The 17370-nt window shown below is 69.3% G+C and carries 17 protein-coding genes; 8 read left to right on the plus strand and 9 right to left on the minus strand.

Features of this window, described 5'->3' with window-relative positions; all coding sequences use genetic code 11:
* Positions 1-21 precede the first annotated feature (21 nt).
* Positions 22-729 (plus strand): V-type ATP synthase subunit D, encoded by a 708-nt coding sequence (locus N5095_RS05095; protein WP_267621653.1) that lies wholly within the window; start codon positions 22-24, stop codon positions 727-729.
* Positions 730-966: 237 nt separating this feature from the next.
* On the opposite strand, the gene N5095_RS05100 is transcribed toward N5095_RS05095, so the two are convergent.
* Entirely contained in the window at positions 967-1803 is an 837-nt protein-coding gene (locus N5095_RS05100; protein ID WP_267621654.1) for a GNAT family N-acetyltransferase, read from the minus strand.
* Positions 1804-1908: 105 nt separating this feature from the next.
* On the opposite strand from N5095_RS05100, the gene N5095_RS05105 reads away from it, so the two are divergent.
* Positions 1909-2304: a DUF6276 family protein gene (locus N5095_RS05105; RefSeq protein WP_267621655.1), complete on the plus strand. Its 396-nt coding sequence runs from the start codon at positions 1909-1911 to the stop codon at positions 2302-2304.
* A gap of 180 nt (positions 2305-2484) precedes the next feature.
* On the opposite strand, the gene prf1 is transcribed toward N5095_RS05105, so the two are convergent.
* Positions 2485-3735 (minus strand): peptide chain release factor aRF-1, encoded by a 1251-nt coding sequence (gene prf1, locus N5095_RS05110; protein WP_267621656.1) that lies wholly within the window; start codon positions 3733-3735, stop codon positions 2485-2487.
* Positions 3736-3954: 219 nt separating this feature from the next.
* Here prf1 and N5095_RS05115 point away from each other — a divergent pair, with 219 nt between their 5' ends.
* Positions 3955-5187, plus strand: coding sequence for a nucleotide-binding protein (locus N5095_RS05115; protein WP_267621657.1), 1233 nt, complete (start codon positions 3955-3957; stop codon positions 5185-5187).
* Positions 5188-5562: 375 nt separating this feature from the next.
* Here N5095_RS05115 and argS read toward each other — a convergent pair whose 3' ends face one another.
* The gene (argS, locus tag N5095_RS05120) at positions 5563-7326 is read right to left on the minus strand and encodes an arginine--tRNA ligase (RefSeq protein WP_267621658.1); all 1764 of its coding nucleotides are present in this window, start codon (positions 7324-7326) and stop codon (positions 5563-5565) included.
* 505 nt (positions 7327-7831) lie between these two features.
* Here argS and N5095_RS05125 point away from each other — a divergent pair.
* Together N5095_RS05125 and ribB are read left to right on the plus strand one after the other, a co-directional pair.
* Positions 7832-8602 carry a CTP-dependent riboflavin kinase gene (locus N5095_RS05125; RefSeq protein WP_267621659.1) on the plus strand — a complete coding sequence of 257 codons (771 nt, stop codon included), beginning with the start codon at positions 7832-7834 and terminating at the stop codon, positions 8600-8602.
* Positions 8599-9357: a 3,4-dihydroxy-2-butanone-4-phosphate synthase gene (gene ribB, locus N5095_RS05130; RefSeq protein ID WP_267621660.1), complete on the plus strand. Its 759-nt coding sequence runs from the start codon at positions 8599-8601 to the stop codon at positions 9355-9357. The genes N5095_RS05125 and ribB overlap by 4 nt, the downstream gene beginning before the upstream one ends.
* A gap of 6 nt (positions 9358-9363) precedes the next feature.
* Here ribB and N5095_RS05135 read toward each other — a convergent pair whose 3' ends face one another.
* From N5095_RS05135 to N5095_RS05145, 3 genes are all read right to left on the minus strand, one after another.
* On the minus strand, positions 9364-10263 hold the full coding sequence (locus tag N5095_RS05135) for an NAD-dependent epimerase/dehydratase family protein (RefSeq protein ID WP_267621661.1): 900 nt from the start codon (positions 10261-10263) through the stop codon (positions 9364-9366).
* An 87-nt stretch (positions 10264-10350) separates the two neighbouring features.
* Entirely contained in the window at positions 10351-10983 is a 633-nt protein-coding gene (locus N5095_RS05140; protein ID WP_267621662.1) for a hypothetical protein, read from the minus strand.
* Positions 10983-12290 carry a glycoside hydrolase family 32 protein gene (locus N5095_RS05145; protein ID WP_267621663.1) on the minus strand — a complete coding sequence of 436 codons (1308 nt, stop codon included), beginning with the start codon at positions 12288-12290 and terminating at the stop codon, positions 10983-10985. The genes N5095_RS05140 and N5095_RS05145 overlap by 1 nt, the downstream gene beginning before the upstream one ends.
* A gap of 317 nt (positions 12291-12607) precedes the next feature.
* Here N5095_RS05145 and N5095_RS05150 point away from each other — a divergent pair, with 317 nt between their 5' ends.
* Together N5095_RS05150 and N5095_RS05155 are read left to right on the plus strand one after the other, a co-directional pair.
* On the plus strand, positions 12608-13456 hold the full coding sequence (locus N5095_RS05150) for a DUF4097 family beta strand repeat-containing protein (protein WP_267621664.1): 849 nt from the start codon (positions 12608-12610) through the stop codon (positions 13454-13456).
* An 87-nt stretch (positions 13457-13543) separates the two neighbouring features.
* Positions 13544-14473: a branched-chain amino acid transaminase gene (locus N5095_RS05155; RefSeq protein WP_267621665.1), complete on the plus strand. Its 930-nt coding sequence runs from the start codon at positions 13544-13546 to the stop codon at positions 14471-14473.
* Between the two features lie 73 nt (positions 14474-14546).
* On the opposite strand, the gene N5095_RS05160 is transcribed toward N5095_RS05155, so the two are convergent.
* The 3 genes from N5095_RS05160 to N5095_RS05170 all read right to left on the minus strand — a co-directional run bounded on the left by N5095_RS05160 (position 14547) and on the right by N5095_RS05170 (position 16518).
* Positions 14547-14795, minus strand: a complete 249-nt coding sequence (locus N5095_RS05160) for a DUF7999 family protein (RefSeq protein WP_267621666.1) — start codon at positions 14793-14795, stop codon at positions 14547-14549.
* Positions 14796-14903: 108 nt separating this feature from the next.
* Entirely contained in the window at positions 14904-15557 is a 654-nt protein-coding gene (locus N5095_RS05165) for a DUF502 domain-containing protein (protein WP_267621667.1), read from the minus strand.
* Between the two features lie 118 nt (positions 15558-15675).
* The gene (locus tag N5095_RS05170; protein ID WP_267621668.1) at positions 15676-16518 is read right to left on the minus strand and encodes a proline dehydrogenase family protein; all 843 of its coding nucleotides are present in this window, start codon (positions 16516-16518) and stop codon (positions 15676-15678) included.
* Between the two features lie 210 nt (positions 16519-16728).
* Between N5095_RS05170 and N5095_RS05175 the strand changes: the two genes are divergently transcribed.
* Positions 16729-17277, plus strand: a complete 549-nt coding sequence (locus N5095_RS05175) for a CDP-2,3-bis-(O-geranylgeranyl)-sn-glycerol synthase (RefSeq protein WP_267621669.1) — start codon at positions 16729-16731, stop codon at positions 17275-17277.
* Positions 17278-17370 lie beyond the last annotated feature (93 nt).

Consider the following 17370-nt stretch of genomic DNA (forward strand, 5'->3'; position numbering starts at 1 on the left):
GAGGCAACCCCCCGCCAAGAGATGGCCGAAGACGTCAAACCGACCCGCAAGAACCTCATGGCGATCGAGGACCGCATCGAGCTCTCCGAGCGGGGTCACGACACGCTGGAGCAGAAGCGTGACGGCCTCATCATGGAGTTCATGGACATCCTGGACCAGGCACAGGACGTCCGGGCGGAGCTCGAGGCCGACTACGAGGAGGCCCAGCGGAAGATCAACATGGCGCGCGCGATGGAGGGGGACGTCGCCGTCCGCGGCGCCGCCTCCGCGCTGCAGGAGCACCCCGAAATCACCACCCAGTCGAAGAACATCATGGGCGTCGTCGTCCCGCAGATCGAGTCCTCGCGCGTGAAGAAGACCCTCGACCAGCGGGGGTACGGTCTCTTGGGGACGAGCGCCCGCATCGACGAGGCCGCCGAAGCCTACGAGGAGCTGCTCGAGTCCATCATCCTCGCCGCCGAGGTCGAGACGGCGATGAAGAAGATGCTCGAGGAGATCGAGACCACCAAGCGCCGCGTCAACGCCCTGGAGTTCAAGCTCCTCCCCGAGCTGTACGAGAACCAGGAGTACATCGAGCAGAAGCTCGAAGAGCAGGAGCGCGAGGAGATTTTCCGCCTGAAGAAGATCAAGGGCAAGAAAGAAGAGGAGGAGAAGGAGGCCCGCGAAGCGGAGATGAAGGAGGCCGACAAGGCCGCGGCGAAGGAACCCGGCGCGGTCGCGGACGACTAGCGACCTTTTTCGTCGTCGGGTGGCCTTCGGCCGCCACTCCTCAAAAAGCTCGACCATCGCCAGAACGCGCCGCGTTCTGGCTATCCAGCCAGAAACCGGAGGTTTCTGGCGACAAAAACGGCCGCTCGCTCCCTTCGGTCGCTCGCGGTGCGACGTACTGGATGGCTTCGGTACGACACCGGACTCCTCCGCCATGACCGTCCCGTACCGCACCGCGACCCGCTCTATCTCTCGTCTCTACAGGTACGACCCGTCGTAGTCGTCGTCGGGTTTGTGGACGTTCCCGCAGTTCTCACACTCGAGACGCTCCATGCTGTCGGCGCTCACGTCCGTCGAGCCGCAGTTCCCGCAGTAGAAGCCGAAGCGCTCCTCGCGGTCGGCGTCGGTGTAGGTCGGCGCGAACGCCGCCTCGGTTCCCTGGAGGTGGTCGTCCCCGAGGGATAGCTCCTCCCCGTCGACGGTCGTCGTCTCGGGGAACGTCGGCTCGGTGTCGTCCCCGGTCGACTCGTCCATGCCGCCGGCGGTCTGGGGTGCCGAGTCGGGGGTACCGTCGTCTTCGGTCGGTGAGCCGTCGCCTCCCGTCTCCTCTTCGCTCGCCCCCTCGACGAAGACGTACTCCACCGTCTCCCGGTCGCCGAGGGTAACCGTCCGTTCCTCGCGCTTCCCGAAGCCGCAACGCTCGAAGAAGTCGCCGGCGGAGGTGTTGTCGGCGACGGCGACGGCCTTCACCTCGGCGTCGACCTCGGCGAGTTCGTCGCGTGCCGCCTCGAACAGGGCGGAGCCGACGCCGAGCCCCCGGCGTTCGGGGTCGACGTGGAGCCAGCGCACCTCGCCGTCGGCGAGCGAGCCGGCGACGACCCCGCCGAGCACGTCGTCGACCTCGGCGACGAGCAGGAAGCGGTCGTCGTCTTCGCGGGCGGCTCGGCGGGCGTCCTCGCCGAACTCCGTCTCGACGAGCGCCTCTATCTCCGCCGGACTCATCGCGTAGGAGCTGGTCATCGAGCTCTCCGCGACCTCCCTGATGCGCTCGCCGTCCTCGGCTTCGGCCGGTCGGACGCTCGGCTGGTCGGTCATAGCCGGCGCTTCGCGGAGTACGCCGTTCACTCTGGTGGCCAGTCCGTCGAAGGGCCGCGACGCCACGACGACGGAGCTTTCCTCCCGGCCGCACGACGGTCGGTCATGGACTGTCCACACTGCGACGGCGACCTCGTCGCGTTCGCGGTTCCCGAAGACTTCCGGAAGTACGCGCCGGACGAGACCGGGTCGGCGACCATCTGTGCGACCTGCCTCCGGGTCGAAGCCGCCGAGGGTGAGGCCGCCGGCGCCGACCCCGACTTCTCGGCCGTCGACGACTCGTTCCCCTCGGGCCGCGGCGGCGTCGCCACCGCGCTCCTGCTCGGGAAACTCGACTCGCTGGCGCTGAACCGGGCCGACATCTCCGAACTCGCCGACGAAGCCGAGCAGGCCGGCGCCGACCCCTTCTTGACGCTCGACCGACTGGCGTCGTCGCCGACGATAGAGCCGCACTTCGACATCGACCGGCGACGGCCGCAGTTGGAGCAGTTGATGGAGTAGCGAGGCGGTCGCGGGAGCGGTGTCGCGGCGGTGGCGGATGCGGAGTTGTCGCGGTGGCGGTTACTGTATCGTTCCGATTCACACCGCGAGCGGCCTTCTTTCGTCCAGGTTTTCTGCCGGGGGTCGAGGCCGGCTTCGCCGGCCGATTCCCCCCGGCGAAAGAAGGTGGAGGTACCGGTTCTATACGCCCGTGGAGTAACGCAGAATCCCGGCGATACCGCCGAAGGCGTCGAGGAGCTGTTCGCCCTTCTCGAAGTCCGTCGAGATGAACTTGGTCTCGGTGCCGCGCTGTTCGGCGATGCCCATCAGGTGCTCGATGACGTCCTCGCGCTCTTGCACCTCGGCTTCTTCCCCGCACTCCGAACACTCGTGGCTCGGTGTGGAGTGGCGACGGTCGACGACTTCGAACTCCTCGTGGTCGTTCGGGCAGTCGTAGACGACGACGTCCGAGCGCAGGTCCTCGGAGAGCAGCAGGCGGTCGACGGAGCCCATGATGAGGTTGCGCCGGGTGGCGTCGAACCCGTAGGTGGCCTCCTCCCCGGTGTGGAGTTTCTCGAAGAACTCCTCCATCTGGGACTTGTCCTGCATAATCTCCTGGTCGGCCAGGGCGTCCTCGGCGGCGTCGACCAGGTCGTAGAGGCCCGACTCGTCGGTGTAGGAGACGTCGAACTTCCCGATGACCTTGTCGCGAAGTTCGTGGTGGAGGTAGTCGCCGTCGAGGAACTCGTCTTTCGTCGGGGAGGGGCCGCCGACGAGCACGCCGTCGAGTTCGTGGCGGTCGGGAACGAACAGGTCGTTCGCCATCCCGGCGACCTCCTGATAGAAGTTGTCGATGGCTTCGAGCCGGAGGCGGGCGAAACGCTGGGCGGACTGGCCACCTTTGCGCTGTTTCCCGGGGACGAGCGAGGAGGCGCTCTTGACGGGTTCGACGCGCTTGCCCCGGAGCCAGCCGACGTTCGCCTCGCGCCGGTCGAGGACGACGAGGCCGAACAGCCCCTTGTCGGCGAGCATGTGCTCCAGCGGGTCGGTGAGGAAGTTCGAGTCGCAGTGATAGCGGAAGGACTCGACCGGCTGGGGCGGCGACTCGAGGGTTCGCGTGACCATGTCGGTCTGGCCGCCGCCGGCGTCGACTGCGCCGGAGAAGATGACGATGCCGTTCTCCGGCGGGAACGTGTCGTAGTAGCGCAGACGGTCCTTGATACTGGTGAGGGCGTCCTGTACGTTCGTCCGGGTCTGTTTGGACTTGATGTTGGCCGCCTCGCTGTGCTCCTGGGTGACGTGGGCGACCACGTCGGAAATCTGCTTGTCCTCGGGGATGTAGATGGTGACGAGCTGAGTACCGGAGCCTTCGAAGTCCTTGAGCTCCTCGATGACCTTCCGGAACTCGTACTTCCGGCGGTCCTCGTTCGCCTCCTCCGCGTCAGTAGCCATTGGGGGTACTAGCCCGGTGCGCGGCTAAGTAACCTTTGACTGGTGCGGCCCACGCGCACGGCGGTCGGCGTCCGGGGCCGACGGCACCGTCGACCGGTCGGACCCGTCCCGACGGCGTCGGTCACGCGACAGCCGAACGTCTGACGATTTCTCGGCCGCTCGTGTCACGCGGCGAAAACTACTTTTATATAATGTTCGTGGTAGGTCCCAGACGAATTCATGGCTCGGGTGTACGCGGTCGCAAGCGCGAAAGGAGGGGTGGGGAAGACGGCCACGGCGGCGAACCTCGCGGCGACGCTCGCCGCGGGGGGCCGGCGGGTCGCCGTCGTGGACGCAGACTTGGGCATGGCGAACCTCGCGGGCGTCCTCGGCGTCGAGGGGGAACCGACGCTGCACGACGTGCTCGCGGGTCGGGCGACGCCCGCCGAGGCGGCACACGAGGGGCCACACGGCCTCTCGGTCGTCCCGGGCGAGACCGACCTCGCGGCGTTCGCCGACGCGGACCCGGCGCGACTCCGGGAAGTGCTCGGCGAGTTCGTCGACTACGACGACGTCGTCATCGACACCGGCGGCGGCCTCAGCCACGATTCGGTGCTCCCGCTCGGACTGGCCGACGAGGTCCTGCTGGTGTCGACGACCGACGCCACGGCCATCGGCGACACGGAGAAGACCCGCGAGGTGACAGAGCGCCTCGACGGCGACGTGCGAGGACTCGTGCTGACCCGAAGCGACGACGACCCGGCCGCCGAGGCGGCGGCCGACCGCGTCGCCGCCGACCGTCTCGTCACCGTCCCGGAGGACCCGGCCGTCTCGACGGCCGCCGGGCGCGGCGAACCGCTCACCGTCTACGACCCCGACGGCCCGGCCGCGAGTGCGTACCGCGAACTCGCCACCGACCTCGCGGACGGCGACCTCGCGGGTGGGGACGCGCTCGCCGGCGACGAACCGGCGACGACGGTCGAGGAGACACCAGCGAACGAGGCCGACGAGGTCGACGAGACCGACGAGACCGACGAAGCGGACGACAGTGGGGACGATGCGGGCACCGAGGACGCACCCGCCCCACGCGAACAGTCGACGACGGCCACGAGTGTCCTCGCCGCGGCCACGGGCGATATCGAGCGTATCGAGCGCGTCGACGCCGAGGCGGACGCGGAGGCGTCGGAGACCGCAGCCGAGACCGAGTCCGGTGAACCGGGCGGGTCGAGCGAATCCGACGAATCCGGGTCGTCGAGCGATACGGACGGCGTACTCGTCCCCGACGCGGAGGCCGACGCCCCCGAAACGACCGAGGCGGCCGACCCCGCCTCCACGGTGACCGAGACGGCGCTCGTCGAGGAGGCAGAGCGTATCGAGGCCGAAGCGCGCGTGGCGGAGGACGAGGCGGAGGAGGACGCCGAGAGCGAGAAGGCGGACGGCGACCGCGGGTTCCTCGGTCGGCTCCTCGGCTGAAACGGGAAGCTCTTTTATCCCGCCCACGGGAGGCGTGACATGGCTATGGCCGAAAGTGACTCGCCCTCGTTCTGGTGGATCGTCGTCTTCCTGTTGCTCGCGCTCGGTCTGGGCGCCGCGGCGGTGTACGCGGTCGGCGGTACCCTCATCTGACCGGGTGGGACGCACGGTCGCGCCACCGGCTCCGCCTCGGCGGCCTCGGCGCAGTCCACGTATCGGCTCGGTGCCGCAGTCGGTGTCGCGCTCGGCTCGGCGCCGTGGACACAGCCGCGCATGACGAGCGAGAAGCGAGTCGCCCACCGAGCGAGAGGATGGGGCGCCCACTCGCCGTCTCTCTCGGCGATTCCTGCGTGACTCCGTCCGCCTCGCGTCGAGCTACATCGAGGTCGGCGCCGCGATGCCGAGCACGGCCAGCGCGTTGGCGACCGTGTTGCGGGCGGCGACGACGAGCGCGAGTCGGGCGGTGCGGACCTCCTCTCTCTCGGCGCCGAGCACCTGGCACTCGCGGTAGAAGGCGTTGAACGCCTCGGCGAACTCGCGGACGTACGTCGCGACGGTGTGGGGTTCGAGGTCCTCCGCGGCGGTCTCGACGACCGCGGGGAACCGGGCGATAGTGCGAAGCAGTTCTCGCTCCGCGGGGTGGTCGAGGACGGCCGGGTCGGCGGCCGTCGGGTCGACCGTCAACCCCTCCGAGTCGGCCTCGTCGAGGATGCCGCAGGCGCGCGCGTGGACGTACTGGACGTACGGAGCGCTCTGGGCCTCGAAGTCGAGGGCGCGCTCCCACTCGAAGGTGATTCCCTTCGTGGGCTGTTTCGAGACGATGTCGTAGCGGACGGCGCCGATGCCGACCTGGTGGGCGATGCGCTCGACGTCGTCGTCGTCGAGTTCGTCGTCGCGAATCCGGCTGTCGAGGCGCTTCTCGACCTCGTCGCGGGCGCGGTCGATAGCCTCGTCGAGCAGGTCGTCGAGGTCGACGCCGGTGCCCTCACGGGTGCTCATCCCGCCCTCGGGGAGGTTCACCCACGAGTAGAACGTCGAGGTGAGCTGGTCGATGTCGTTGCCGAGAATCTCGAGGGCCGCTTCGAGCTGGTCGGCGTGGAGCTTCTGGTCCTCCCCGAGCACGGTGATGGCTTCGTCGAAGCGCTCGAACTTCCACTCGTGGTGGGCGAGGTCGCGGGTCGTGTAGAGGGTCGTTCCATCGGAGCGCAGGAAGACGAACGACTTCTCGATACCCCACTCCTCCAAGTCGAGCACCCACGCGCCCTCGTCGCGCTCTGCGTACTGGCTCTCGCGGAGGCGGTCGACGAGCGCGTCCGAACTCCCGTCCCGGAGGAACTGCGTCTCCTTCACGAACCGGTCGAACTCCGCGGGGAGGCGCCCGAGCGACTCGCGCATCCCGGCGAGCACGCTGTCGACGACGTGGCTCACGCGCTCGTAGGTTTCGTCGTCGCCGGTCTCCAGTCCGCGGATGATGGCCTCGATTTCGGCCTCGGCGGCCTCGGCTTCCTCCTCGTCGGCGTCGTCGAGCCACGCGTTCCCCTTGCGGTAGTAGCGCACAAACTCGTAGTCGGCGCGGTCGCGCTCGGGCACGGGGAGGTCCTCCTCGTCGAAGCGTTCGTACGCCCACGTGAACAGCGCCATCTGGCGGCCGGCGTCGTTGACGTAGTACTCCCGCGTCACGTCGTAGCCGGCGAAGTCGAGGCTGTTCGCGATGGCGTCGCCGATGATGGGGTTACGCGCACGCCCCACGTGAACCGGGCCGGTCGGGTTCGCGCTGGTGTGCTCGACGACGACGCTCGTTCCTCGGTCCTCGAGGCGGCCCCACGACTCGTCGCCGCTCCCGTCGAGCGTGGCGGCGTAGTAGGCGTCGCTCACTTCGAAGTTGACGTACGGTCCCTGGGTGCCCACGTCGCCGACGTACTCGTAGCCCGACCCGTCGATTTCGTCGGCGACCCGCGCGGCGACCTGTGGCGGTGCCTGCCCCAGTTCGCCGGCGAGCCGGAAGGCGACGCTCGAGGCGAGGACGGCCGGCACGTCCTCGGGCGGCTCCTCCACGCCGAGGTCGTCGGTCGGCAGGTCCATCGAGGTGAGGGCGGCCGTGAGCGCGTCCTCGACCTCGCGGCGGAACTCCCTGAACATGTGCCCGGCTTCACGAGCGGCGGGTAAATGGGTTGCTACCTGCGGTCGCGAGGGCCACGTCTCGCTCGGCCGCGTCGGCGGTCCGCTCGGGATACGCCTGGTCCACGAGCGAGACGTATCAGAATCTCTGGAAACCAAATCGTGTTGGAATCAGAGCTATGCAGAACGGCCCCCTGGTCCCATACACGGCACCGACTCATTCGCGTGCCGTGCATTCCGGCGACGTCCGTCCCCTCGGACGGACGTTTCCAGGATAGCGGTCAGTTCCCTCCCTCCCTCCCATACCCCTCCGAACTACACCCCCACGAGCGACGGCCCCGTCCCCGCTCGCTTCCCGAGTCGCGTAGCCACCGCTCCGGAGTGACTCGTCGGGACCGACGCGCTTAGGCCGGGGCGCTCCGTAGCGTCGGTCGACGCGGGAAGGTCCGCCGGACAACCCCGTAACGATTCTGAGACGCATTCCACTTCCGTCACGCTTATCCCGAGCGCCTCCCAAGCCTGAGTCATGGCAGAAACGGCAGCAGCGACCGCCGTCGGACCCGACGAGGTCGCCGCGCTGAAGCACGTCGCCCTCGACGGGGGTCTGACCGGGCCCGTGAAGGTCTCCTGTTCCGGTCTCGCCTCCCGCCTCGACGCCTCCACCCAGACCGCCTCCCGGAGACTCCAGCGGCTCGAAGCCGCCGGGCTCGTCGACCGCGACGTGGTCAGCGACGGGCAGTGGGTCGAGCTCACGCCCGCCGGCAAGAGCCGTCTCCGCGAGGAGTACGAGCAGTATCGTCGGCTGTTCGAGTCGGCCGCGAGCGTCTCCCTCCGCGGGACGGTCACCGGCGGGATGGGCGAGGGTCGCCACTACATCTCGCTGCCGGGGTACATGGAGCAGTTCCGCGAGCGACTCGGCTACGAGCCGTTCCCGGGCACGCTGAACGTCGACCTCGACGAGGAGAGCGTGCGCGCCCGCGCCGCGGTGAGCTCGCTCGACCCGGTCCCCATCGACGGTTGGGAGGACGAAGAACGGACGTTCGGCCCCGCCTCGTGCTACGAGGCGACGGTGCGCCGCGCCGACGACGAGGCGACGGGCGGAGACGGGGTCGAGGACACGGACGTGGACGGGAACGCGGACGGGGACGAAATCGCCGCCCCGGCGCACATCATCGTCCCCGAGCGCACCCACCACGACGAGACCCAACTCGAGGTCATCGCCCCGGCGAAGCTCCGGGACGAACTCGGCCTGGACGACGGTGACGCCGTCGTCGTCCGGGTGGAGGACGCCGAATGACGGGTGACGTGGAGGGCGCGGCGGGGGCGACCCCGGCCGACGCCGAGGGCGAGTCGGCGTCGTCGACGGCGGAACACGAGTACGCGGACGAGGCGGACGACGCGGTCGCCCGGGCGGTCGCGGCGTTTCGCGCCGGCGAGCCCGTGCTGATTCACGACTTCGACGACCGCGAAGGGGAGACCGACCTCGTCTACCCCGCCGGCGCCGTCGACGCCGCGGCCGTGGCCCGCATGCGCAACGACGCCGGGGGACTCGTCTGTGCCGCGCTCTCCGACGCGGTCGCGGAGGCGTTCTCCCTCCCCTTCCTCCACGAGGCGTTCGACCACCCGGCGGCGGCGAATCAGGACGTGTCCTACGACGACCGCTCGTCGTTCTCGCTCACGGTGAACCACCGCGAGACGTTCACCGGAGTCACCGACGACGACCGCGCGCTCACCATCTCGTCGCTCGCGGCGGCCGCAGACGCCGCCGTCGAGACCGACTACGACGCGGACGACTTCGCCGCCGAGTTCCGCGCGCCCGGTCACGTCCACCTGCTCCGGGCCGCGCCGGGCCTGCTCGACGACCGCCAGGGCCACACGGAGTTGGGCATCGCGCTCGCCGACGAGGCCGACCTCCCGCCCGCGGTCGTCGTCTGTGAGATGCTCGACGACGAGACCGGCGGCGCCCTGCCGACGACCGCCGCCCGCGACTACGCCCGCCGCAACGGGTTCGCCTACGTCGAGGGCGCCGCCCTGCTCTCCTCGCTCCGCTGACTCCCCCTATCGCAGGTCCCGCCAGCTCTTCTTCGCCTCCCACCCCAGCAGTTCCTCCGCCTTCGCGGTGTCGACCAGCGCCTCGTACCCCTCCAACTCCCGCCGGAGCGTCGCCGCCGGGTACTCCTCGGCGACGACGCGCTCGCTCTCGGCCTCGACGCTCGTGTCGGGCGCGGAGAGCCAGAACCGTTCGTGGCCCGCGAAGTCGGCCTCGACACAGCGTCGAACCAACCGGACCGCGTCGTCGACGTGGACGTACGCGAACAGCGTGTTGTGGGCGGTGTGGTGGTGCGTCGACTCGCGTAGCCCGTCGAGCGAGCGGTCGGCCTCGACGAACGTCTCCCGGCAGTCGGCGTCGCTCGTCACCCACGGGAAGCGAAGCGAGGCGATTTTTCCGGGGGCGCTCTCGCGGCGCGCGAACCCGTCGGCGACGACCTCGACGGTCTGCTTGCCGAGGCCGTAGGGGTTCGACGGGCTGAGCCGGTGGGACTCGTCGACCGGGAGGGCGTCGACCTCGACGGGTTTCTCCTCGAATCCCGCTCCGAGGGCGCTCATGCTGGACGCGAGGGTGGCCGATTCGAGGCCGAGCGCCCCCGCCGCCTCCAGAACGTGGTAGGCCGACACGACGTTGCTCTCGAAGACGACGTGGCCGGGGTCCTCGGTCGGGGTGGGAACCGACCCGAGGTGGACGACCGCGTCGGCGTCGCTCTCGGCGAGCGCGGCGTACACCTGCCCGGCGTCGAGGAGGTCCACCCGCCGGTAGGCGTCGGCGGTCTCTTCGCGGCGACTCCCGCGGCTCAGGTTGACCGTCCGGTACCCGGCTTCGGCGAGGTGTGCGAGGACGGCGCTCCCGAGCGTCCCGTTACCGCCGGTGACGGCGACGGTCGTCGCGGCGTCGATTGCCATGGTGTGCGCTTCACCGTAGTCGGACAAAAGCGTGCGGCCAGGCAGGCCGGGTCGGGGCGGGCGACTCGAACCGTGCGGTCGACGAGGCTACAACGGCACCGCAGTCAGCCACACCTCGTCGAGCCACACGCTCTGGGTGGTCCCCTCGTTGTCCGTCTCCACCTGGAGCTTCGGGACGAAGTCGCTCGTCCCGAAGTCGGCGTCGGCGACGTGGAGGACGGGCTGGTCGGCGTCGCCGAGGAGGAACGTCGCCTCGCCGTCTCCCGGGCGGATGCGGAGTTCACACCGAACCCGTCCGTCGGCCGTGACCCAGCCGTATTCGATTCGGCGGTCGGTCTGGGAGCCGTTCCGTCCGAACATGAGGTGGTTTCCGACCGAGCGGGCGTCCTCGCCGGCGACGACCCAGTCGTCCGACACCGTCGGCCCGACCGCGTCCGAGAAGGTGAGGTTGAACTTGTTGCGGCCGGTCAGGTCGTGGCTGAACGTACAGCCGAGGCGGAGCTCCGCGAAGTACGAGGTGTACAGCCACCGCGGGCTCGCCCCGTCCTCGGTCGCGAACTCGACGCCGCCGGCGGTGTTCGGCGCCTGAATCTCCAGTTGCGCCTTCCGGAGGTTCTCGTCGAGGGTGACGCCGCCGTACCCCCGAAGCCAGTCGGGCGTCCCGGTCATGAACCCGGTGTGGAGGGTCTTCTCGATTCGCGGCGACGGCCGGTCCCACATCAGTACACACCCCCGTCGAGTTCCGCGAGCGCGAGCCCGCCGTTCGTGGTGTAGGCGACGTACGCGGTCGACTCGTGGACGAACCAGTACGGGTTGTACACGCCGCCCGACTCCCAGGTTTCGGTCTCGCCGAACACTCGCGTCGGCGGGGCGATGCGCCGGGGGGAGAGAAACGGGGCGGCGTACACCTCCTTGCCGCCGCCGTCGGCGCCGGAGGTCTGGGGGCTCACGACGCCGACCCAGTAGTAGGTCCCGTTGTAGGCGACGACGTTGGTGGCGTTCCACTCGATGCGCCGGTCGTCGCCGCCGAGCGTCTCCACGTCGTTCACGAGCGGCGCCGAGGTGTGCCAGTTTTGGAAGTCGGTGCTCGTCGAGTAGGCGAATCGCGGGTAGTCGCCGCCGCCCATCAGGTGGTAGCCGACCCAGCGCTCGCCGTGGCGGAACGGCCGGAAGTAGCCGGTGTGTGAGTTCCCCGGATACTCGGCCGGCGCGTCGAGCAACAGCCCCTCGTCGGTCCAGTTCACGCCGTCCGTCGAGGTGGCGACCCCCGTCGACTGGAACGTCCCGAGGTCGGTCGAGTGGTAGGTCATCTTCAGTTCGCCCGCCCGGTCGTCCCAGACGACCGCCGGCGTCTCGTCCTGTCCGGCGTGGGCGTCGAACACCTTCCCGCGGTCGGTGACGGGGCCGCCCGGTTCCGAGAACGTGGCGAGGCCGACTCCGCCGCTCGTGTGGTCCTCCGAGAAGTAGAGGTAGTACGTGTCGAGCGGGTTCGACAGCACCTCGTCCGCCTTCAGCACCCACGGCCAGTACACGTCCCGGGTCGTCCACGACAGGTCGGCGGCGCTCAGAAGCGGGGTCTTCGACGCGACCGACCAATCCTGGTACTGGCTGTACCCGCGGGGCTGTGCCGCACCCGTCGTCGCCGTCGCCGGCAGGCCGTTGTGCAGTCGGTTCGCGTGCACTTCCTCGGCGAACACGTCGACGGGTTCGTCCGGCGACCCGACGTCCTCGGCGTCGGGGTCCCCGGCGGCGCTCGCCCGCCCGGTCGCGTCGCTCCCGAGCAGGCCGCCCGCGAGCACCGCCGCCCCGCCCGCGAGCGTCCCGCGTCGGGTGAGCGTCGTCGCGGCATCGACTCGCCCGTCCGTCCGCTCGCCTCGCTCGGGACGGTCTCCGCCTCCGTCACTTTCGTTTCCTCCGGTGCCGGCATCCGCTTCCGGCCGGTCGAGCAGCGCCGCGAGCGCCGCGAGTTGGTCGTCGGTGAACGCCTCTCGGTGTTCCGGCGGCAGGTCCCCGCGTGAGAGGGTCACTGCCGAACCTCGTCGCCACGTGCCTGCCGAACCTCCTCGCCACGTGCGCTCTCTCTCCCTCGTCCGCTCGGCTCACTCCGTCCGCCCGGACTCCCGTGTTCGTCCGGCCGCGACGACGCTCGAACCGACCTCGGTGTGCTGGGGTGTGTCATTTGTCTCGCGCCAACACGAGTGGAACGGTCCTCAATAAAGACTGTCCACACTTGCAACCGCCGCGACTCCGCTCGGGGGTCGGCCCTGCTCGCGACCGAGCCACCGTCTCGCACGTCTGTCCGTCGCTCGACACGTTCATCTCTGCGGCCGCCGTTCGATCCCCGATGATACGTAGTTTCGCCGAACCGGACACCCCCGTCTCCGACGCCTCCCGCCGTCGCCTCCTCGCGCTCGGCGCGACCGGTCTCGCCGTCGGGCTCGCCGGCTGTCTCTCCCTCGGCGCGGTCACCCGCTCCTCGTCCGAGGGGCGAACTCTCCCGCTGGACGGTGCCTCGTCGCTCTCGGTCCACAACCTGAACGGCGCCATCGGCGTCACCTCGTGGGACGGCGACGGCGTCGACCTCACCGTCACCAAGCGAGCGACGGACGACGCGGCGCTCGGTCGGGCGAGGGTCGACGCCGCGGTCACGGACGGCGTGCTCGCGGTTCGGACGACGGACACGAGTCGCGGGACCCAGCAGCGCGCGACCGTCGACCTCGACCTCCGAGTTTCCGAGGACCTCCCCGTCGCGCTGTTGGAGACTCGGAACGGCGACGTCGACGTCGAGGGCGTCGTCGGCGACCTCCGGGCCGTCACGCAGAACGGGAACGCCCGCGTCCGCGACGTGGACGGCTACGTCACGCTCGAGTCGGCCAACGGGAACGTCGAGGCGACCGGCTGTCGCGGCGTCGACGGCGCGCGGACGGCGAACGGCGACGTCGACGTCGAACTGGCCTCGCTCCGCCGGGACGTCGCGTTCGACTCCGGGAACGGGAACGTCGTCCTCCGACTCGACCCCGACCTGTCGGCGGACTACCGCGCGGAGTCCGGCGTCGGTCGGGTCCGCGTCGTCGACCTCGACGCGACCGACCGGGTCGACGAGCGCCGCTCGGCGTCGGGTCGACCCGGCACCGGCGGGCCGGTCCTGACGGCGACGACGGGCAACGGGGACGTGGAACTTCGCTCGCGCTGAGGCGGGACCCCTCCGGTGTCGCCGCCGGCCGACCGCCGCCCGGTCGTTTCTCATGATTTTATCACGGTGCCCCGCTTCCCCCCGCCCATGGGATTCGACGAGATGGACGTCGACACGATTTGGATGGACGGTGAGTTCGTCGACTGGGAGGACGCACAGATTCACGTCCTCACACACGGACTCCACTACGGGACGGGCGTCTTCGAGGGCGTCCGCTGTTACGACACCGAGGAGGGCCCCGCCATCTTCCGGTGGGAGGAGCATCTCGAACGGTTCTACCAGTCCTGCAAGCCCTACGACATGGAGATTCCGTTCGAACCCGAAGAGCTCACCGAGGCGACGCTCGAACTGCTCCGCCGGCAGGACCTCGCCTCCTGTTACATCCGGCCGATCGCCTACTACGGGTACGATACCCTCGGCGTCAGCCCGGGCGACTGTCCGACCGACGTGGCTATCGCCGCGTGGCCGTGGGGTGCCTACCTCGGCGAGGACGCCCTGGAGAACGGCATCGAGGTGATGGTCTCCTCGTGGCGCAAGCACGCCTCCAGCCAGATTCCGACGAACGCGAAGACGACCGGGCTGTACGTCAACTCCCTGCTCGCGGGGGAGGAGGCCCGCCGAAACGGGTTCCGCGAGGCCATCGTCCTCAACAAGGAGGGGAACGTCGCGGAGGGCCCCGGCGAGAACATCTTCCTCGTGCGCGACGGGACCATCTACACGCCCGGGCTGAGCGAGAGCATCCTCGACGGCATCACGCGCAACACGGTCATCGGACTCGCCGAGGAGCGCGGCTACGAGGTGAACGACACGGCCTCCATCAGTCGCGGCGAACTCAACACCGCCGACGAACTGTTCTTCACCGGCTCGGCGGCCGAGGTCACGCCCATCCGGAAGGTGGACAACGTCGTCATCGGCGACGGCGGACGCGGCCCGGTCACCGAGGAGCTCCAACAGGCGTTCTTCGACCTCGTCGAGCGCCGTACCGACGACCACGACGAGTGGTTCACGTACGTCTGAGTCGCCGTCGAACGCGCCGCCCGACGCGCTGATCGCTCTTTTCGTCGGCGATTCAGGCCCGAGATGCAGTGACTCAGTCCTCGCCCATCGCGACCGCCCGCCACGCGTTCCCGCGCGAGCCGACCGCCACGAGGTCGACGGGGAGCGTCGCCCCCACCGGGAGCGACCGGAGCGTCTTCCGGAGGCCGGTCGTCCGGTACTCGACGACGTGGTACTGTGCGCCCGAGGCGTCTTCGAGCGTCATTCCGCCGTGGGCGTTCATCGGACGGACCACGGTCACCTCGGTCGCCTCGGCGTCGGCGCGTGATTCGTGAAGTGGCATTTGGGGGGTTGCTTTCGATAACTCTAGTTCGGGTGAAAAGGTTGTGGCTGTAATGACAAGCAGCGGGTCGGCTGGACGGGCGACGAAGACGGGGGACGAGGGACGGAGCTACCGGACCCGGCCGAGGTCCTCGATGCCCTCGTCGGTGACGTCGATGTCGACGCCCTCGTCGGCGTCGCCGAAGCCGGCCGAGAGGATACGCGTCAGCGCCTCCTCGACCTTCTCGTCGGTCTCCTCGATTCGCTCGGGGTCGGCCTCGATGACGAACCCGGTGGTGATGTTCGGTGCGGTCGGCATGAAGACGATGTCGCGGCCGTCGTCGGTGCGTTTGCCGGTCTTGAACGCGGTCATCCGGAGGCCGGGGAGGAGTTCGATGCGGACGGGGGCCTGCAGTTCGTCGGTGCCGGTGAGAGCGGTCTCGACGGCGAGTTTGGAGGCGTTGTAGACGACGCGGAGGCCGGGGACGAAGTTGACGACGCGGTCGAGTACGTCCTCGCCGAGTCGGCCGACCGTGGTGCGCATCAGGTAGCCGACCGCGAGGGTGAGCATGAAGAAGACGACGAGCGCGAGAATCACCTTCAGCACCTGCTCGCCGCCGGCCTCGACGAACCACACGGGGAAGTCGACGTTCCTGAAGGTGATTCGCTCGATGAGCGGGAACGTCGCGAGCTTCTGGTAGACCCAGCTGACGACGAAGGCGATGACGAGAAGCGGCAGCAGAACGACCAACCCGCTGGCGACGTCGCGCTTCCACGAGGACATTCTCTGTCCGGTATGCGAGGGGGGACTGTAATAGGCCTTCCTGTCGGTGTGAACGACCACCCGCTCCGCTTTCGCCGCTCGAAACCGAACGCTGCCGGCGACCGCGGGCGACCCGCGCCTACCGGCCCAAGACGGCCCGCGCCGCGAACAGCAGGTTCTCCTTGCGCTCGCGCACCCGCCGGTAGAAGTAGGAGGCCCACTTCGGCCCGTACGGCGCGTACTGCCACACATCGACCCCTTCCGCGACGAGGTCGCGCTGGGCGTCCTCGCGTACGCCCATCAGCATCTGCACCTCGTAGCCGGTGCCGTACTCCTCGTGGAGCTCCTTCGCGTAGTCTATCATCGCCGGGTCGTGACTGCCGACGGCGACCTCGCCGTCGTCGAACCGGGCGAACATGAACTCGAGGTCCTCCCGGTAGGCCTCGTTCACCTCGGCCTTGTCCTTGTACGATATCGACTTCGGCTCGTCGTAGGCGCCCTTCACGAGCCGGACCTTCCCCGGCACGTCGGCGAGGCGTTCTAAGTCCTCCCGGGTGCGGTGGAGGTTCGCCTGCACGCACAGGCCGACGTCGCCTTCGAACTCCTCGGCGCAGGCCTCGAAGGCGTCGAGGGTCGCGTCGGTCGTCTCGTGGTCCTCCATGTCACACCAGACGAACACGCCGTGGTCGTCGGCTTCCTTCACGATTCGGCGGTAGTTCTCCTCGAAGGCGCCCTCACCCACGTCGAGGCCGATCTGCGAGGGTTTCACCGAGATGCAGGCGTCGAGTCCCGACCCCTCGATGTCGCGCACGAGCTGGAGGTACGTCGCGGTGTCGGCGTCGGCGGGCGGACGCTCGTCGTAGTGCTCTCCGAGCAGATTCAGGATGACCTTCACGCCGTCCTCGTTCACCCGGCGGGCGTGGTCGAGCGCCTCCGGCGGCGTCTCCCCGGCGACGAACCGGCTGGCGATGGGCGGAATCATTGTCGACGTTTCCGACGGCCCCACCTTCATTGTTCCTTATCGGTTCCCGCGAATGATTCGTCGGGGCCATCGCTCCTGCTCGGTCGCCGTCGGCTCACACCCCGTTTCGGCCCGTCCCGCCCCGGTCCATTTCGTCACGACCGGCCCCGCCACGAACCCCCCCACCACGAACCGCCTCCGGTTAAATGCCAGCCGCCCGACGGACCGCGTATGCTCCGTGCTCTCGTGGTCAAGGCGTTCTGGACGATGTTGCCAGCGTACGTGCCGAACAACGTCGCGGTGCTCGCCGGGAAGACCGGCGGGAGCCCCATCGACGGCGGTCGCTCGCTCGGCGGCCGCCGCGTGCTCGGCGACGGGAAGACCTGGCGCGGCACCGCCGCGGGGACGCTCGCCGGCGTCTGCCTCGCGCTCGTGCTCAACCGGCTCCGCCCCGCCGCCGGCGACCGACTCGGCGTCGACCTCCCAGAGTTCTCCCTTCGGGCGGCGTTCGCCCTCGCCTTCGGCGCGATGCTCGGCGACGTGGGCGCCTCCTTCCTCAAGCGCCGCACCGGGCGGGAGCGCGGCGCCTCCTTCCCCGGCCTCGACCAACTGGACTTCGTCGCGGGCTCGCTCTCCCTGCTCGCTCTCCTCGCCCCCACGTGGCGAAAGGAACAGTTCGAGGGTCCGGTGATGGCGGTCGTGCTCCTGATGACGCCCGTGCTCCACGTCGTCACCAACGCCGGCGCCTACCTCGTGGGGCTGAAGGAGGAGCCCTGGTAAGGCACACCCACCTTTTTCCCCGGGGGAATCGGCGGCCTTCGACCGCCTCAACCCCCGGCAAAAAAGCTGGACCAAAAAACGACCCGCTCGCTC

The sequence above is a fragment of the Halobium salinum genome, from assembly GCF_026586625.1.
Classification (GTDB): Archaea; Halobacteriota; Halobacteria; order Halobacteriales; family Haloferacaceae; genus Halobium; species Halobium salinum.

Excerpts from the sequence above, each read along its gene's own strand:
- N5095_RS05140 (WP_267621662.1), bottom strand. The coding sequence starts at position 10,983 with ATGTGGGACCGGCCGTCGCCGCGAATCGAGAAGACCCTCCACACCGGG.
- N5095_RS05170 (WP_267621668.1), bottom strand. The coding sequence starts at position 16,518 with ATGATTCCGCCCATCGCCAGCCGGTTCGTCGCCGGGGAGACGCCGCCG.
- N5095_RS05100 (WP_267621654.1), bottom strand. The coding sequence starts at position 1,803 with ATGACCGACCAGCCGAGCGTCCGACCGGCCGAAGCCGAGGACGGCGAG.
- N5095_RS05125 (WP_267621659.1), top strand. The coding sequence starts at position 7,832 with ATGGCAGAAACGGCAGCAGCGACCGCCGTCGGACCCGACGAGGTCGCC.
- N5095_RS05155 (WP_267621665.1), top strand. The coding sequence starts at position 13,544 with ATGGGATTCGACGAGATGGACGTCGACACGATTTGGATGGACGGTGAG.
- N5095_RS05095 (WP_267621653.1), top strand. The coding sequence starts at position 22 with ATGGCCGAAGACGTCAAACCGACCCGCAAGAACCTCATGGCGATCGAG.
- N5095_RS05135 (WP_267621661.1), bottom strand. The coding sequence starts at position 10,263 with ATGGCAATCGACGCCGCGACGACCGTCGCCGTCACCGGCGGTAACGGG.
- prf1 (WP_267621656.1), bottom strand. The coding sequence starts at position 3,735 with ATGGCTACTGACGCGGAGGAGGCGAACGAGGACCGCCGGAAGTACGAG.
- N5095_RS05105 (WP_267621655.1), top strand. The coding sequence starts at position 1,909 with ATGGACTGTCCACACTGCGACGGCGACCTCGTCGCGTTCGCGGTTCCC.
- argS (WP_267621658.1), bottom strand. The coding sequence starts at position 7,326 with ATGTTCAGGGAGTTCCGCCGCGAGGTCGAGGACGCGCTCACGGCCGCC.
- N5095_RS05165 (WP_267621667.1), bottom strand. The coding sequence starts at position 15,557 with ATGTCCTCGTGGAAGCGCGACGTCGCCAGCGGGTTGGTCGTTCTGCTG.
- N5095_RS05115 (WP_267621657.1), top strand. The coding sequence starts at position 3,955 with ATGGCTCGGGTGTACGCGGTCGCAAGCGCGAAAGGAGGGGTGGGGAAG.
- ribB (WP_267621660.1), top strand. The coding sequence starts at position 8,599 with ATGACGGGTGACGTGGAGGGCGCGGCGGGGGCGACCCCGGCCGACGCC.
- N5095_RS05160 (WP_267621666.1), bottom strand. The coding sequence starts at position 14,795 with ATGCCACTTCACGAATCACGCGCCGACGCCGAGGCGACCGAGGTGACC.
- N5095_RS05150 (WP_267621664.1), top strand. The coding sequence starts at position 12,608 with ATGATACGTAGTTTCGCCGAACCGGACACCCCCGTCTCCGACGCCTCC.
- N5095_RS05175 (WP_267621669.1), top strand. The coding sequence starts at position 16,729 with ATGCTCCGTGCTCTCGTGGTCAAGGCGTTCTGGACGATGTTGCCAGCG.